Consider the following 15,919-nt stretch of genomic DNA (forward strand, 5'->3'; position numbering starts at 1 on the left):
AGGAGGGACCAATGACAGCAGTTTCGGAACAGGCGCCGGCCAACAGGCTGCGCAAGAACAGTCTTGGCGTCGGCGCCATCACCTTCATGGTGATCTCGGCGGCGGCTCCGCTCACGGCGGTCGCCGGCGGCACGCCGCTCGGCATGCTGATGGGCAATGGCGCGGGCTTTGCCGGCACCTATCTGATCGTCACGGTGCTGCTGCTCCTGTTCGCGGTCGGCTATGTCGCCATGTCGCGCCATGTCGGCAATGCCGGCGCCTTCTATGCCTATGCCGCGCGCGGCCTCGGCGGCCTTGCCGGCGGCGCCACGGCGCTGATCGCGATCCTGTCCTACAATGCCATGCAGATCGGCGTCATGGGGCTTCTGGGGGCGGCGACCTCCGGCCTGTTCGCCGGCTGGGGCGTCAACCTGCCCTGGTGGGTATGGAGCTTCATCGCCATCGCCATCGTCGCCGTGCTCGGTTACCGCCAGGTCGACCTGTCGGCCAAGATCCTGACGGTGCTGGTGCTGTGCGAATACGCCGTGGTGCTTGTCCTTGACCTGGCCATCCTCAAGACCGGCGGCGACAGCGGCCTTTCGGCGGCACCGTTCAGCTGGAGCCAGATCACCTCAGGCGCACCGGCCATCGCCATCCTGTTCTGTTTTGCCGCCTTCATCGGCTTCGAGGCGACGACGATCTATGCCGAGGAAGCCCGCGACCCCAAGGTCACGATTCCGCAGGCGACCTACTTCTCGGTGCTGCTGATCGGCCTCTTCTACATGGTCACGGCCTGGCTGATGGCGGTGGGCGCCGGCATCGACAAATTGCTGCCGGCCCTGCAGGGCCTGCAGGACCCGACGACCTTCCTGTTCGGCCTGTCCGACCGTTATGCGGGGACGCTGCTTACCCATGCGATGAGCATCGTGTTCGTATCGAGCCTGTTCGCCGGCGTGCTGGCTTTCCACAACGCGGTCGCCCGCTACATCTACGTCTCCGGCCGCGAGAAGCTCTTGCCGCAGTCGATCGGTGTGACGCATTCGGCGCACCAGAGCCCGCATGTCGCCTCGGTGATCCAGAGCGTGCTTGCGGCCGTCGTCGTCGGGCTGTTCGCCGTGCTCGGCCTAGATCCGGTGCTGGCGCTGTTTTCCTGGCTGACCAATGTCGCGACGCTCGGCGTCATCGTGATGATGGCTGTCGCCTCGCTCGCCGTGGTGATGTACTTCCGCGCCAACCCGTCGGCGCAGGAGAATGCCGTGAAGACCACCATCCTGCCGGGGCTGACCTTCATCGCCTTCGCCATCATCATCTATCTGATCGTCATCAATTTCGGCAGCCTGTCGGGAGCCGGCGGCTTCCTCGGCGTGTTCCTGCCGGGATTGGTGCTGATCGCGGCGGTGATCGGCCTGTTGCTGGCGGGTGCGTTGAAGGGCCGGGATCCGGTCGCTTTCAAAAACCTCGGCGTGCCCCTGAAGGATTGAATTGGAGTATCGGGGCGGCGTATCACGCCGCCCTTTGGTGCATCTCCTCGAAGTGAGACCGTAATGATCAGTCAAAATACCATCGACACGCTGCGCAAGGCCGAAATCGGCGCGCGCGGCCTGTTCATCGATGGCGCTCAAGTTGAGGCAACAAGCGGTGCGACGCTGCAGGTGGTCTCACCGATCGACGGCCGGCCTTTCGCCAGCATCGCCGACGGCAATGCCGCCGATGTCGATCGCGCGGTCCGCTCGGCGCGCAAGGCGTTCGAGAACGGTTCGTGGTCGCGCGCCGCACCCGCCTTGCGCAAGAAAGTGCTGACCAAATTCGCCGAGCTGATCGAAAGGCATGCCGACGAACTGGCCGTGCTCGGCGTACGCGACAATGGGACCGAGATCGGCATGGCCTACAAGGCCGAGCCGCTGTCGGCCGCCGGGACCATCCGCTATTACGCCGAGGCGATCGACAAGGTCTATGGCGAGATCGCGCCGACGGCCGAGAACGTGCTGGGTCTGATCCACAAGGAACCGCTCGGCGTCGTCGGCGTCATCGTTCCCTGGAACTTCCCGCTGATGATCGGCACCTGGAAGATCGCGCCGGCCCTTGCCGCCGGCAATTGCGTGGTGGTCAAGCCGCCGGAGATCGCGTCGCTGACGCTGCTGCGGCTGGCGGAACTGGCTGCCGAAGCAGGACTGCCCGCCGGCGTGCTCAATGTCGTGACCGGCCGGGGCGCCGTTACCGGTGAGGCGCTGGGCCTGCATATGGATGTCGATGCCATCGCCTTCACAGGGTCGGGACCGGTTGGCCGGCGGCTGCTCGACTATTCCGCCCGTTCCAATTTGAAGCGTATCTTCCTGGAACTCGGCGGCAAGTCGCCCAACATCGTCTTTGCCGATGCGCCTGACCTGAAGCAGGCGGCAGTCGTCTCCGCCAACGGCATCTTCCGCAACTCCGGCCAGGTCTGCGTCGCCGGCTCGCGCCTGCTCGTGCAATCCTCGGTCTATGACCGCTTCATGGACGAACTTCTCCAGGCGACTACGCGGCTGAGGGTCGGCGATCCGCTCGATCTCGGAAGCGACATCGGCGCGGTGTCGAGCGCGGAGCAGCTGGAGAAGAATCTCGGCTTCGTTGCCAAGGCCAGGGAAGAAGGCGCGAGGCTGGTCACCGGAGGCGAAAGGATACTGGCCGAAACCGGCGGCAGCTACATGGCGCCGACGATCTTCGAGAATGTGACGCAGGACATGCAGCTTGCTCGCGAGGAGGTGTTCGGCCCGGTGCTCGGCGTCATGCGCTTCGACACCGAGGAGGAAGCGGTGCGGCTTGCCAATTCGACCGTCTACGGGCTTGCCTCGGCGGTGTGGACATCAAACCTTTCCACCGCGCACCGCATGGTGCGCGCCATCAATGCCGGCGTCGTCCACGTCAACACCTATGGCGGCGCCGACATCACCGTGCCGCTCGGCGGCGTCAAGCAGTCCGGCTTCGGCCGCGACAAGTCGCTGCACGCGCTGGAGAAATATATGGAGCTGAAGACGGCATGGATCGCGCTTTGAGCCAGCGACAGAGCAAGGTCGCCCACTAAAATACATGATGCGCCGACTAACTAACTAAGGCAACTACATCTTCGATGAGCGCTTGCAGTGGCGCTTCGGAGCCGTTGAAACTGTCAATCATGGCCTGGATCACCCGATCGCGGGCTAGCATATCGGCATTGAAAGCAAAGCCCGATGCTCGGCGAGCATGGCGAGGAATGCGAGCTGGGTGCGGCCGTTGCCCTCGCGAAACGGATGCACGGCATTCAGCTCGGCGATGACGTGCGCCAAGTGCTTCGCGAAGTCGGTAGTGTTAAAGTCAGCCAGGTGGTCGGGATTGCCGAGTTCATGGAAGACCCGCCCCATCTCGCTGGCAATGTGTTCGGGATAGCAGAACCAATTGCCACCCTTGCCGATGCGAATGGTACGCACCTGGCCGGCCCAGGCGTATACGTCCTGGAAAAGGTGTCGGTGTAAGCTGAGATAGTGGGGATAGTCCAGTTCGCCTGCCGGTAAAGGCTCGTCGGCGCGAGTTAGGAAGAGAGCGAGTTCGACCTCTTCAAGTTCGGCCTGGTCGCGCATATCCAGCAGGTTGATGAGCACCGTTGTGCCGGGATAGCAGAGCGGATCGGACTCGGCTGCGTAGACCAACGTCTATTTCTTCTTGCGGATTTCTTCCTTGATGAGCGAGCGGCGCTCATCACCGGACAGTCCGTGCCGGGCACCTTGACTGAGCACTTCGCTCATGCGGGGCGACAGTTTCATGCCTTCCACGGCGCTGATTTTCTCGCCGCGCGCCCTGGTCAGAACGAATTGGCCTGTTTTGGCCGAATGGCCGGGTCTCGAAGTTGGGGATTTCATCTGCAAATCATACCATGAATTCAAAGGGCGGACAAAACCGATTTCCGAAGCAAGCCATGTGCCGTCGGTCCACTCCTAAGCCCGCAGCCTTGTCCCCTCCGGATCGAAGAACGGCATCGGCGCCACCACCGCGCGTGTCGGCTTGCCGTCGATGTCGATGCTGAGTTCGGTGCCGACAGAAGTGAAGGGCAACCGCAGATGTGCCGTCGCCAGCACCTTGCCCAGCGTATAGCCGTGGTCGCTGTAGGTGACGATGCCGACGTCCTCGCCATCGGCCAAGACCCTGGCATCTGTCGCGGCGGGCTTGTCGCCGTCGAGGATCAGGCCGGTCCAGCGTTCGTCGAGGCCGTTGTCGCGGATCTTGAGCAGCGCTTCGCGGCCGATGAAATCGCCCTTGTCGAACTTGATCCAGCGGTCGAGGCCGACATGGAACGGCGTGCGGGTCTCGTCCATGTCGATGCCGTGCGCCGGATAGGCCTTTTCCAGGCCGAGCGTGAACATCGCCAGCACGCCATAGGGTTTGAGGCCAAAGTCCCGGCCGGCCTTCATCAGCGCGTCCCAGACCGAAACCGCCTCGTCGGCCGGCACGAAGAGTTCGAAGCCGAGTTCGCCGGTCACGCCGGTGCGCGAGATCAGCACCTTGGTCTCGCCGACGCGCCCAGAGGTGAACGCCCAGCGCTTGAGCCCGTCCAAATCGGCATCCGAAAGCAGCGCCTTCAAGAGTTCGCGCGAGCGCGGACCCTGGATGGTCGGGAAAGCAACCGCGGCGGTGATGTCGGTGACATAGGCCCTGCGTCCTTCGGCGTGACGTTGGAGCCAGGGCAGCATCTTCAGTCGGTTGACCGAGCCGGTCACCAGCATGAAATGCTCCGGCCCTAGCCGGAACACGGTGAGGTCATCCATGATGCCGCCATCCTCGCGGCAGACCGTGGAGTAGCGCACATTGCCTGGCTTCATCGCCGCGGCATCGTTGACGATGACATGGTTGACCAGCGCCTCGGCATCCGGACCCCTGATGTCCATCTTGCCCATGGTGCCGAGATCCTGCACGCCGACATTGGCGCGAGTGTTCAGATGCTCGTCGGCAATGCCGGAATAATATTTAGCCGAGATGAAATCGCCGCCGACACGACCCATGGTCGCGCCCAGCCCGACGATGCTGCTGTAGAAAGGGGATCGCCGCTCGGCCAAGACTGCCTCCATCGCTTGTCGATGGAAAATACGAGCTTTTGCATCGCCGGCGGAGACGGAAACGACATGCCTTGTCGATCCCGGCGGACGGCAAACTTCGCGTCTACGTGCAGTGGATCAGCTATCCCGCATTTTATCCGTCGCCGCTCGGTCTACGGCGAGCCCGTCCGCTGAAATCACGACGCCGAATTTCTCGGCCGCTTGCCGAGGCGTGTAATAGCCGAGCGTCACGTCTTTCAGCACCTGCTCCGCGTCGCGCCGACGCGGTTCGCCATAGCCGCCGCCGCCCGGCGTGCCGACGCGCACGCGGTCGCCTGCCTTCAGCGCGATATCCTGTTCCTTCGACAGATGCGGGGGCACATGTTCCTCGCCGTTGCGGAACACGGTGACGCTGTTGGGCTCGCCATCCTTGCCGCCCAGCGCGCCCTGCGGGCCGAAGCGGCCATGGTCCATGACGAAGGAGGCGCGGGCGTCGCCGCGCAGGATCTCCACCTCATAGGCTAGGCCGAAGCCGCCGCGATGCTTGCCGGCGCCGCCCGAACCTTCGCGCAAGGCATAGTGGCGATAGAGCACCGGAAAGGCCTGCTCCATGATCTCGACCGGCGGCGATTTCGAGATGCCGATGGTCGAGCAGCCATTGGTCAGGCCATCATGGCCTGAATTGCCGCCATAACCACCGCCTGAAATCTGGTACATGACATAGTCGCGGCCGCGCGCCGGATCGTTGCCGCCGAGCGCGAAATTGCCGCTGGAGCCGGCGGGAGCGGCCGTTACCTTTTCCGGGAGCGCCTGCACCATGGCGGCGAACACCGCCTCGGCGATGCGCTGCGAGACTTCCGCCGCGCAGCCCGAAACGGGACGGGGATATTTCGCGTCGAGGAACGTGCCGTCAGGCCGCTTGACGATCAGCGGCTCGAAGGCGCCGGCGCTGATCGGCACATCCGGGAAGATATGGCGCATGGCGAGATAGACCGAGGACAAGGTCGTCGCCAGCACGCTGTTCATCGGTCCGGCGCAGGGCTTCGACGAGCCCGCGAAATCGAAGGTCAGCGTGTCGCCTTTTTTCTCGACGGCGAGCGCGATGGTCAGCGGCTCGTTGACCACCCCGTCGGAATCGACAAAGGCCTGCGAACTATAGGTGCCATCCGGGATGGCCGCTATGTTGGCACGCATCTGCTCTGCGGCGCGGCGGCGCAGCTCGGCGATTGCCTCGACAACGGTTTCGTCTCCGTAACGATCTAGGATTTCGTTGAGCCGGTCTTGCCCGATCAGCAGTGCGGCGGCCTGCGCCCTGATGTCGCCGATGCGCTGGTCGGCGACACGGATGTTGGAGCAGATGATGGCGTAGATCTCCGGATCGAGCACGCCCTTCTTGAACAGTTTTACCGGCGGCAGCCGCAGGCCTTCCTGTTCGACGGCGGTCGCCGAAGCCGAGAAACCGCCGGGCACCGAGCCGCCAATATCAGGCCAATGGCCGGTGTTGGACAGCCAGCAGAAGATTTTCTCGCTCCGGTAGACCGGCATGACGAAGCGCACATCCATCAGATGCGTGCCGCCGAGATAGGGATCGTTGACGATGTAGATGTCGCCCGGCTCCGGTGCCAGGCAGCGGCCATCGGCGATCATCTCGATCACCGTCCTGGTCGAATACTGCATGACGCCGACGAAGACCGGCAGGCCCTGGCTGCCCTGCGCGATCAGCGAGCCGTCGACAGCGGAATAGATGCCGTCGGAGCGGTCGTTGGCCTCGGCGATGACAGGCGAGAACGCGGCGCGGGAAAAGGTCAGGTCCATCTCGTCGCAGACCTGCTGCAACGCTGCCTGGAGGACCGAAAGCGTGATGGTGTCGAGCTTTGCCCCTTTTAAAGCCGGCATTGTCAGGCCTCGCCGATGTCGATGATGATGTTGCCGTCGACGTCCGAGCGTGCGCGGTCGCCGGGCTCGAGCACTGTGGTGGCGTCCATTTGTTCGAGGATCGCCGGGCCCTCGATGCTAGCCTCGAGCGGCAGTCTTTCGCGCGCATAGACCGGCGTGTCGTGCCAGTGGCCTGCATACCAGACCGGCCTGATCTCGCGCCGCGCCTCGTCGAGCGTTTTTGCCCGCCCGGCCGGGTCGATCAGGTGCGACAGGTCGATCGCGGGGCGCACGCCGGTGACCGAGGTGTTGAGGTTGACGAGGTTGGCGCGGATCTCCGGCAGTTCGACCTTGAAGCGGGCGAAATAGGCTTTTTCGAACAGCGCTTGCAGCGTCGCGCGGGTCACCGATGAAGACGGCAGCGGCACATTGATGATGTGGGTCTGGCCGACGAACTGCATGTCGGCGGAATGGGTGACGCGGATCGTTTCCGGCTTCACCGCCTCCTTGCCGATCAGTTCCTCGCCTTCGTTTCGGTGCCGTTGCAAGACAGCATGAAGCTGGGCTTCGTCGAGCATAGCCACGGGCTGGTTGATGGTGTTGACAAAGTCGTGGCGCAAATCGGCGACGACGCAGCCGAGCGCGTTGGTGATGCCTGGCCGCGCCGGCACCAGCACACGGGGCAGGCCAAGTTCGCGCGCCAGGGCAGTCGCATGCAGCGGCCCGGCGCCGCCGAAGGCGAACAGCGCGAAATCGCGCGGGTCATGGCCGCGCGACACCGAGACCATGCGGATGGCGCCCGCCATCTTCATGTTGCCGAGCCTAAGCACCGCCCCGGCCGCCTCGACGCCGGACAGGCCGGTCGCCTCGCCGATCTTTTCGGCGAAAATATCCGTAACGCGCTCTGACGTGACCGGATTGTCGACGGCAAGCAGCTTCTTCGGCGCCAGCCGGCCAAGCACCAGATTGGCGTCGGTGATGGTCGGCTCCAGGCCGCCGCGCCCGTAGCAGATCGGGCCGGGATTGGCGCCCGCGCTTTCCGGGCCGATCTGGATCAGCCCCGCCGCGTCGACGCGGGCGATCGAGCCGCCGCCGGCGCCGACCGTGTGCACCGCCACCATCGGCACATGGATGGGCATGGCGTATTCGATTTCGATCTCGTTCGAGACAGCCGGCTCGGCGTTGCGGATCAGCGCCACGTCGGTCGAAGTGCCGCCCATGTCGTAGGTGACGAGGTTTTCGAAGCCGGCGCGTTTGCCCGTATAGGCGGCGGCGATGACTCCGGAGGCGGGGCCCGACATGACGGTCTTGGCCGATTCACGTGTGACGAAGCGGGCCGATATCATGCCGCCATTGCCGTTCATGATCAGGAAATCGCGGGCATAGCCCTTCTCGGCCAATTCCTTGCGCAGGCGCTCGACATAGCGCTCGAGGATCGGCTGCACCGAAGCGTTGACCGAAGCGGTCACGCCGCGCTCGAATTCGCGTGCTTCCGACAGCAACGCATGGCCCGTGGTGATGTAGCCATTCGGCCAGAGCTCGGCGGCGATCTCGGCGGCGCGCCGCTCATGGGCGGGGTTGGCGTAGGAATGCAGGAAATGGATGACCAGGGATTCGCAGCCGGCGGCGACCAGCGCCTTGACCGCTTCGCGCATCCCGGCCTCATCGAGCGGGGTGCGTATGGCGCCCGAGGCTTCGACCCGCTCGGAGACTTCGAGCCGCAGATTGCGCGGGATGATCGGCACAAAGGTGCCGGTCATGCCATAGGCTTGAGGCCGCGTGCGCCGGCCCAGTTCGATGACATCACGAAAGCCGCGCGTGGTGATCATGCCGGTCTTGGCCAGCCGGCGCTCCAGCACCGCGTTGGTGGTGGTGGTGGTGCCATGCACGATGAGGTCGATGCCGTCGACCGGGAAGCCGGTGGCGCCGAGCGCCGAAACCACGCCGAAAGCCTGATTGTCGACCGTGGTGGGCGTCTTGGCGATATGGACCTTGCCGCCGTCCCTGCCGTCGATCAGAAGCAGGTCGGTGAAGGTTCCGCCAACATCGATGCCGGCAACGACGCTGCCCAGGGAATCCGACGGTTGCACCGAAAAATTCTCTTTCATTGTCGAAACCCGAAATGCTGGGACTACGAATATGTCACAGTTTGGAAAGGTGTTTTACGGCGCCATCTTGACGCAAATATCGTTTGTATACTAATAAATTCCGGACACAAGAGCTTACCGCTTTGGAGTGTGTGAGCAGCACGCCGGGACCTGAACGGTCCGGGCGCGCAGAAAAAAGTTTGGCGCCCGCGTCCCCGGCTGGGCCAGAAAGTTGGTTTGATGAACACCACCTCCGCGTTCAACACCGCCGGCGCCCGCCCGCTGCAGTTCCCGATTCCGGCCAATGTCTATGCCGAAACCGTCGTCTCGGTGAAGCATTACACCGACCGGCTGTTCTCGTTCCGCATCACCCGGCCGCAGTCGCTGCGCTTCCGCTCCGGCGAGTTCGTCATGATCGGCCTGCCCAATGCCGAAAAGCCGGTGTTCCGCGCCTATTCGGTGGCGAGCCCGGCCTGGGACGAAGAACTGGAATTCTTTTCCATCAAGGTGCCGGATGGCCCGTTGACCTCGGAACTGCAGAAGATCCAGGTCGGCGACACCGTCATCATGCGCCAGAAGTCGACCGGCACGCTGGTGGTGGACGCGCTGACCCCGGCCAAGCGGCTGTTCATGATCTCGACCGGCACCGGCATCGCCCCCTTCGCCAGCCTGCTGCGCGACCCCGACACCTACGAGAAATTCGATCAGCTGATCCTGACCCATACCTGCCGCGACAATGCCGAACTGATCTACGGTCAGGAGCTGGTGGCGGCACTCGAGAACGACCCGCTGACCGGCGAACTGACCACCGGCCGCGTCACGCTCTACAATTCGACGACTCGCGAGGAATCGGCATGCATGGGCCGCATCACCGCGCTGATCGGCTCGGGCAAGTTCTACACCGACCTCGGCATCGAGAAGCTCAATCCCGAGACCGACCGCATCATGATCTGCGGCTCGATGCACATGCTGAAGGACGTCAAGGAGATGGCCGAAAGCCTCGGCTTCCAGGAAGGCTCGCTCAGCCATCCCTCGACCTTCGTCGTCGAACGCGCCTTCGTCGGCTGAGGCCGGCGCTTCTTCCAAGAACTGCTTGGCAAGAATCTGCTTTTGACCTTCCGGTCAAAAATCAGCTGCTTTCGCAGCCTTTTTCGGCTATCCATCGCTTGAGGACTCGTGAAGCGCGGCTTCGCGGGCTATCTTCTTGCGTGTCGTCCAAACGTATCGAGCGGTTTGGGACAACGACACGCACCAAGACATAAGCGCATGTCGCTGAATGAAAGGGCAGGAGATGAGCAGCACAATCCGCGAAGCCGACCTGGGCGGCAAGGTCACGCCGCTGCCCGCGCGTGCCGCCGCGAACACGGCTGTGCCGCTGGACCGCACCGCGCGCAACCCCGGAATGAAGCTCGATCTCGGCTTCATGGAATCGGTGCGCAGCGTCAATCGCTCGGCGCTGGAGCGACGCGTCGCCAGCCTGACCAAGCGGCGCTCGATCAAGGCCGACAACCAGGCCGCCTGGCTGCTGCGGGCGATAAGCTGCATGGATTTGACGACGCTGAATTCCAACGACACCGAGGAGCGCGTGCGCCGGCTCTGCGCCAAGGCGATCAACCCGCTGCGCCGCGACATTGTCGAGGGCCTCGGCATTGCGGGTGAAACCATTCGGCCGGCGGCGGTCTGCGTCTACCATCCCTTTGTCGCCACCGCCGTCGATGCCGTGCGCGGCACCGGTATCCATGTCGCCGCGGTCTCCACCGCTTTCCCGCACGGCCTGGCGCCGCTGTCGACCCGGCTGCAGGAGATCGAGGCCTCGGTGCGCGACGGCGCCGATGAGATCGACGTCGTCATTCCGCGCGGCCTGGTGTTCGGGGCGAAGTGGCGGGAGCTTTACAACGAGATCGTATCGATGCGCGCGGCCTGCGGCGACGCGCATCTGAAGGTCATTCTCGGTACCGGCGACCTCGCCACGCTGCGCAATGTCATGCTGGCCTCGATGGTGGCGATGATGGCGGGCGCCGATTTCATCAAGACCTCGACCGGCAAGGAGAGCGTGAACGCGACACTGCCCGTCGGCCTCGCCATGATGCGCGCCATCAGGGCCTATTTCGAGGAGACCGGCTACCTCATCGGCTTCAAGCCGGCCGGCGGCATCTCCACCGCCAAGGTGTCGCTCGACTGGCTGGTGCTGATGAAGGAGGAACTTGGCCGGCCTTGGCTGGAGCCGACCCTGTTCCGCTTCGGCGCGTCGAGCCTGTTGACAGACATCGAGCGACAGCTCGAGCACCATTTGACCGGGCATTATTCGGCCAATCACCGGCACGCAATGGCGTAGCGGTAGAGTTGCAACGTGAAGTTCCTTCGCGCCCCCCTCTGTCCTGCCGGACATCTCCCCCACAGGTGGGGAGATTGGCTGTCATCGATGACTTCACCAATCGTTGACATTGCAGAACGGCAGCCGACAGGAGCGAGGGCTGATCTCCCCCCAAGTGGGGAGATGTCCGGCAGGACACAGGGGGGCGCGACAGAGCGCCTGCCAAGACAATTATCTGGAGCGCCCCATGAACATCCTTGAACGCTATCACGCCATGGAATACGGCCCGGCGCCGGAGGCTCGCAACGAGGCCGATGCATGGCTGGCCGGCCGCGATTTCAGCAAAGCCCTGTTCATCGGCGGCGACTGGAAGGCAGCAGGCGGCGGCAAGACCTTCGAGACCAGCGAACCGTCTTCCGGCAAGCTGCTGGCCAAGGTGTCCGATGCCAATGCCGCCGATATCGACGCGGCGGTTGCGGCCGCGACGAAGGCGCTGCCGAAATGGTCCGCGTCCTCAGGCTATGTCAGGGCCAAAGTGCTTTACGCCATCGGCCGCGCCATGCAGCGGCATCAGCGCCTTTTCGCGGTGCTGGAATCGATAGACAATGGCAAGCCGATTCGTGAAAGCCGCGACATCGACGTGCCCTTGGCGATCCGCCATTTCATCCACCATGCCGGCTGGGCGCAGGCGCTGGACAGGGATTTCCCCGGCCAAAAGGGTATCGGTGTCGTCGGCCAGATCATCCCGTGGAATTTTCCGCTGCTGATGCTGGCCTGGAAGATCGCGCCGGCGCTTGCAGCGGGCTGCACAGTGGTGCTCAAGCCGGCCGAGTTCACGCCGCTCACGGCGATCCTGTTCGCCGAAATCTGCGAGCGCGCCGGCGTGCCCAAGGGCGTCGTCAACATCGTCCAGGGCGGTCCGGAGGCGGGCGCGGCGATCGTCAACCATCCCGGCATCCAGAAGATCGCCTTCACCGGTTCGTCCGAGGTCGGCAAGATCATCCGCAAGGCGACTGCCGGCTCGGGCAAGAAACTGTCGCTGGAGCTTGGCGGCAAATCGGCCTTCATCGTCTTCGAGGACGCCGATCTCGACAGCGCCGTCGAAGGGCTGGTCGACGGCATCTGGTTCAACCAGGGCCAGGTCTGCTGCGCCGGTTCGCGGCTGCTGGTGCAGGAAGGCATCGCCGATGCTTTCATCGCCAAGGTCAAGACGCGGATGAGCCGGCTGCGCGTCGGCAGCCCACTCGACAAGAACACCGATATCGGCCCGCTCGTCGATCTGACGCAGCTCGACCGCGTCAGGGGCCTGATCGCCGAGGGCGCCAGGCAAGGTGCCGTCTGCTGGCAGCCGGATGCGGCGCTGCCGTCCTCCGGCTACTACCACCTGCCGACGCTCGCCACTGGTGTTTCGCCGGCTAATGTCTTGGCGCAGGAGGAGGTGTTCGGGCCGGTGCTTGCCACGATGACCTTCCGCAACACCGAGGAAGCGATCGAGCTTGCCAACAACACCCGCTACGGGCTGGCCGCGTCGGTGTGGAGCGAGAATGTCAATCTCGCCCTGCACGTCGCGCCGCAGCTGAAGGCCGGTGTCGTCTGGGTCAACGGCACCAACATGTTCGACGCCGCTTGCGGCTTCGGCGGCTATCGCGAAAGCGGCTTCGGCCGCGAGGGCGGGCGCGAGGGCATGTTCGAGTATCTCACGGCAAAGCTGCCGCTCGGTCCGATCATCAAGCCGGCGACGGCGTCGGTGCAGCCTGTCGAACAGGCCGAGAGTTCGGCCATCGACCGTACGGCGAAGCTGTTCATCGGCGGCAAGCAGGTGCGGCCGGACGGCAATTATTCGCTCGCCGTCGCCACCGCCAAGGGCAAGCTCGCCGGCGAGGTCGGGCTCGGCAACCGCAAGGACATACGTGACGCGGTTGCCGCCGCTCGCGCTGCCAAGGCATGGCCGGAAGCGACCGCCTACAACCGCTCGCAGGTGCTTTATTACCTGGCCGAGAACCTTTCGGGCCGCGCGGATGAATTCGCTGCCCGGCTTGTCCAGCTGACCGGCCTGCCCGCCAAAGCCGCGCGCGAGGAGGTCGACCAGTCGATCGAGCGTCTGTTCCTCTATGCCGGTCTTGCCGACAAGTTCGAGGGCCGCGTGCACCAGCCGCCGGCTCGTGCCGTCACGCTGGCGCTGCATGAGCCGGTCGGGGTGCTAGGCATCGTCGCCCCCGACAATCAGCCGCTGCTCGGCTTCATCTCGCTCATCGCGCCGGCACTCGCCATGGGCAACACCGTGGTCGCCGTGCCTTCCGAGCGCTATCCGCTGCTGGCCACCGATCTCTACCAGGTCATCGAATATTCCGACGTGCCCGCCGGCGTCATCAACATCGTCACCGGCCGCAGCGCCGAGCTTGCGGGCGTGCTGGCCAAGCATGACGATGTCGACGGGCTCTGGCTGTTCGCCGACGCCGACACTTGCGCCAAGGCGGAAGCCGACTCCATCGGCAACCTCAAGCGCGTCTGGAGCGGCAACGGGCGCAGCCTGGACTGGGCGTCGGAAGAGGCCGCCGGCGACGCCCTGCTGCGTCGCGCCATTGAGGTGAAGAATGTCTGGGTGCCCTATGGCGACTGACACCGCCATACTGCCGCAATGATGATCGTGTTCGGGCTTGACGCCCGAACGCATGTTCTTTAACCAGAAAAAACACCTTTATCTGTGACCCGGCTAGGCCGCACAATCGAGCTGACTGGTACATGACCTGTCGGCCGGCCACCGATAGAGCGGATGCATCAGGCAGGCGAGGAGAAGAGCATGGCGGATCTGGCAGGCAAGGTCGTTGTCGTCACGGCAGCGGCACAAGGCATCGGCAAGGCAAGCGCGCTGGCCTTTGCTAAGGCCGGAGCCACTGTCTACGCCACCGACATCAATGAGGTGCTGCTGGCGGAGCTCGCCAAGACTTCCGGCGTCAAGACCCGCAAACTGGACGTGCTGAACGACGAGGCGGTCAAGTCAGCCTTCGCCGAGATCGGCCGCGTCGACGTGTTGTTCAACTGCGCCGGTTTCGTTCATTCGGGATCGATCCTGGAGATGAAGGACGCCGATCTCGACTTCGCGTTCAATCTCAACGTGCGCGCCATGGTCCGCACCATCCGTGCGGTGCTTCCGGGCATGCTGGAGCGTGGCGACGGGTCGATCATCAACATGGCCTCGCTGGCGAGCTCGCAGAAGGGTGTGCCGAACCGTTTCGCCTATGGGGTTACCAAGGCTGCGGTGATCGGCCTGACCAAGGCGGTTGCCGCCGACTATGTCGGCAAGGGTATACGCTGCAACGCCATCTGCCCCGGCACGGTCGAGAGCCCGTCGTTGCAGGACCGCATGCATGCGCAAGGCGACTATGACGCCGCCCGCGCCGCCTTCATCGCGCGCCAGCCGATGGGCCGGCTCGGCACGCCGGAGGAAATCGCCGATCTCGCGGTTTATTTCGCCGGTGCGAGCTACACATCCGGGCAGGCCTATAATATCGACGGTGGCTGGTCGATCTGAACCAATCTGACTGAGGAGAGAACTGCATGAAACTGCTGCGCTATGGCGAGGTGGGGAGCGAACGTCCCGGCCTGCTCGATGCGGATGGAACGATCCGCGATCTCTCCGCCCATGTCGCCGACATTGCCGGCACGGTGCTGCATCCGGCCTCGCTGGAGATGCTGTCCAAGCTTGATCCGAAGTCGCTGCCGGCCGTTTCCGGCAAGCCCCGGCTCGGCGCCTGCGTGGCCGGCACCGGCAAGTTCATCTGCATCGGCCTCAACTATTCCGACCACGCCGCCGAAACCGGTGCCAAAGTGCCGCCGGAGCCGATCATCTTCATGAAGGCAAGCTCGGCCATCGTCGGACCGGATGACGACGTGCTGATCCCGCGCGGCTCGGAAAAGACCGACTGGGAGGTCGAGCTCGGCGTCGTCATCGGCAAGACAGCCAAATATGTCAGCGAAGCCGACGCGCTCGACTATGTCGCCGGCTACTGCGTCGCCCACGACGTGTCCGAGCGCGCCTTCCAGGCCGAGCGCCAGGGCCAGTGGACCAAGGGCAAGAGCTGCGACACGTTCGGCCCCACGGGCCCGTGGCTGGTGACCAAGGACGAGGTATCAGACCCGCAGAATCTCAAAATGTGGCTGACCGTCAACGGCAAGACCATGCAGGACGGCTCGACCAGGACCATGGTCTACGGCGTCAAATACCTGGTGTCCTATCTCAGCCAGTTCATGTCGCTGCATCCCGGCGACATTATTTCGACAGGCACCCCGCCCGGTGTTGGCCTTGGCATGAAGCCGCCGGTGTTCCTGAAAGCGGGCGACGTGGTGGAGCTCGGCATCGAAGGGCTCGGCCAGCAGAAGCAGACTTTCAGGGCGGACGTGTAGCTCGATGGCTTTCCCTTCTCCCCTTGTGGGAGAAGGTGGCCTCGCGAAGCGAGGTCGGATGAGGGGTGTTGGAAGGATTGCGGTTTTGCAGAAGTAAGCGCTCGGAACCTTTCGATCTTTTCACGCCGCACTCCGCTGGAGCACCCCTCATCCGTCTCGGCGCTGCGCGCCGATCCACCTTCTCCCACAAGGGGAGAAGGTCAGGCTCTACTTTATCG

Annotated in this window: 12 protein-coding genes; 7 read left to right on the forward strand and 5 right to left on the reverse strand. The window is 64.1% G+C overall.

What is annotated here, in order from left to right:
• The first annotated feature begins 11 nt into the window (after positions 1-11).
• Both FJ930_RS23140 and FJ930_RS23145 read left to right on the forward strand, forming a co-directional pair.
• Positions 12-1,460: an APC family permease gene (locus tag FJ930_RS23140; RefSeq protein WP_141840248.1), complete on the forward strand. Its 1,449-nt coding sequence runs from the start codon at positions 12-14 to the stop codon at positions 1,458-1,460.
• Between the two features lie 63 nt (positions 1,461-1,523).
• Positions 1,524-3,011, forward strand: a complete 1,488-nt coding sequence (locus tag FJ930_RS23145; RefSeq protein ID WP_141840249.1) for an aldehyde dehydrogenase — start codon at positions 1,524-1,526, stop codon at positions 3,009-3,011.
• Between the two features lie 144 nt (positions 3,012-3,155).
• On the opposite strand, the gene FJ930_RS23150 is transcribed toward FJ930_RS23145, so the two are convergent.
• The 5 genes from FJ930_RS23150 to FJ930_RS23170 form a co-directional block, all read right to left on the reverse strand.
• Positions 3,156-3,641 (reverse strand): Fic family protein, encoded by a 486-nt coding sequence (locus FJ930_RS23150; protein WP_348642746.1) that lies wholly within the window; start codon positions 3,639-3,641, stop codon positions 3,156-3,158.
• 3 nt (positions 3,642-3,644) lie between these two features.
• The gene (locus FJ930_RS23155; protein WP_140743814.1) at positions 3,645-3,851 is read right to left on the reverse strand and encodes a hypothetical protein; all 207 of its coding nucleotides are present in this window, start codon (positions 3,849-3,851) and stop codon (positions 3,645-3,647) included.
• Between the two features lie 75 nt (positions 3,852-3,926).
• On the reverse strand, positions 3,927-5,042 hold the full coding sequence (locus FJ930_RS23160; protein WP_246676999.1) for an aminomethyltransferase family protein: 1,116 nt from the start codon (positions 5,040-5,042) through the stop codon (positions 3,927-3,929).
• Between the two features lie 117 nt (positions 5,043-5,159).
• Positions 5,160-6,917 carry a hydantoinase B/oxoprolinase family protein gene (locus FJ930_RS23165; RefSeq protein WP_141840251.1) on the reverse strand — a complete coding sequence of 586 codons (1,758 nt, stop codon included), beginning with the start codon at positions 6,915-6,917 and terminating at the stop codon, positions 5,160-5,162.
• Positions 6,918-6,919: 2 nt separating this feature from the next.
• Positions 6,920-9,004, reverse strand: coding sequence for a hydantoinase/oxoprolinase family protein (locus FJ930_RS23170; RefSeq protein ID WP_141840252.1), 2,085 nt, complete (start codon positions 9,002-9,004; stop codon positions 6,920-6,922).
• Positions 9,005-9,223: 219 nt separating this feature from the next.
• On the opposite strand from FJ930_RS23170, the gene FJ930_RS23175 reads away from it, so the two are divergent.
• The 5 genes from FJ930_RS23175 to FJ930_RS23200 all read left to right on the forward strand — a co-directional run bounded on the left by FJ930_RS23175 (position 9,224) and on the right by FJ930_RS23200 (position 15,701).
• Complete coding sequence (locus FJ930_RS23175) at positions 9,224-10,051, forward strand: ferredoxin--NADP reductase (protein WP_141840253.1); 828 nt, start codon at positions 9,224-9,226, stop codon at positions 10,049-10,051.
• Between the two features lie 223 nt (positions 10,052-10,274).
• Entirely contained in the window at positions 10,275-11,318 is a 1,044-nt protein-coding gene (gene deoC, locus FJ930_RS23180) for a deoxyribose-phosphate aldolase (RefSeq protein ID WP_141840254.1), read from the forward strand.
• Between the two features lie 226 nt (positions 11,319-11,544).
• Entirely contained in the window at positions 11,545-13,917 is a 2,373-nt protein-coding gene (locus FJ930_RS23190) for an aldehyde dehydrogenase family protein (RefSeq protein ID WP_141840256.1), read from the forward strand.
• 180 nt (positions 13,918-14,097) lie between these two features.
• The gene (locus FJ930_RS23195; protein WP_141840257.1) at positions 14,098-14,829 is read left to right on the forward strand and encodes an SDR family oxidoreductase; all 732 of its coding nucleotides are present in this window, start codon (positions 14,098-14,100) and stop codon (positions 14,827-14,829) included.
• Positions 14,830-14,855: 26 nt separating this feature from the next.
• Complete coding sequence (locus tag FJ930_RS23200; protein ID WP_141840258.1) at positions 14,856-15,701, forward strand: fumarylacetoacetate hydrolase family protein; 846 nt, start codon at positions 14,856-14,858, stop codon at positions 15,699-15,701.
• Positions 15,702-15,919 lie beyond the last annotated feature (218 nt).

It is taken from the genome of Mesorhizobium sp. B2-4-15 (assembly GCF_006658505.1).
Taxonomy (GTDB): domain Bacteria; phylum Pseudomonadota; class Alphaproteobacteria; order Rhizobiales; family Rhizobiaceae; genus Mesorhizobium.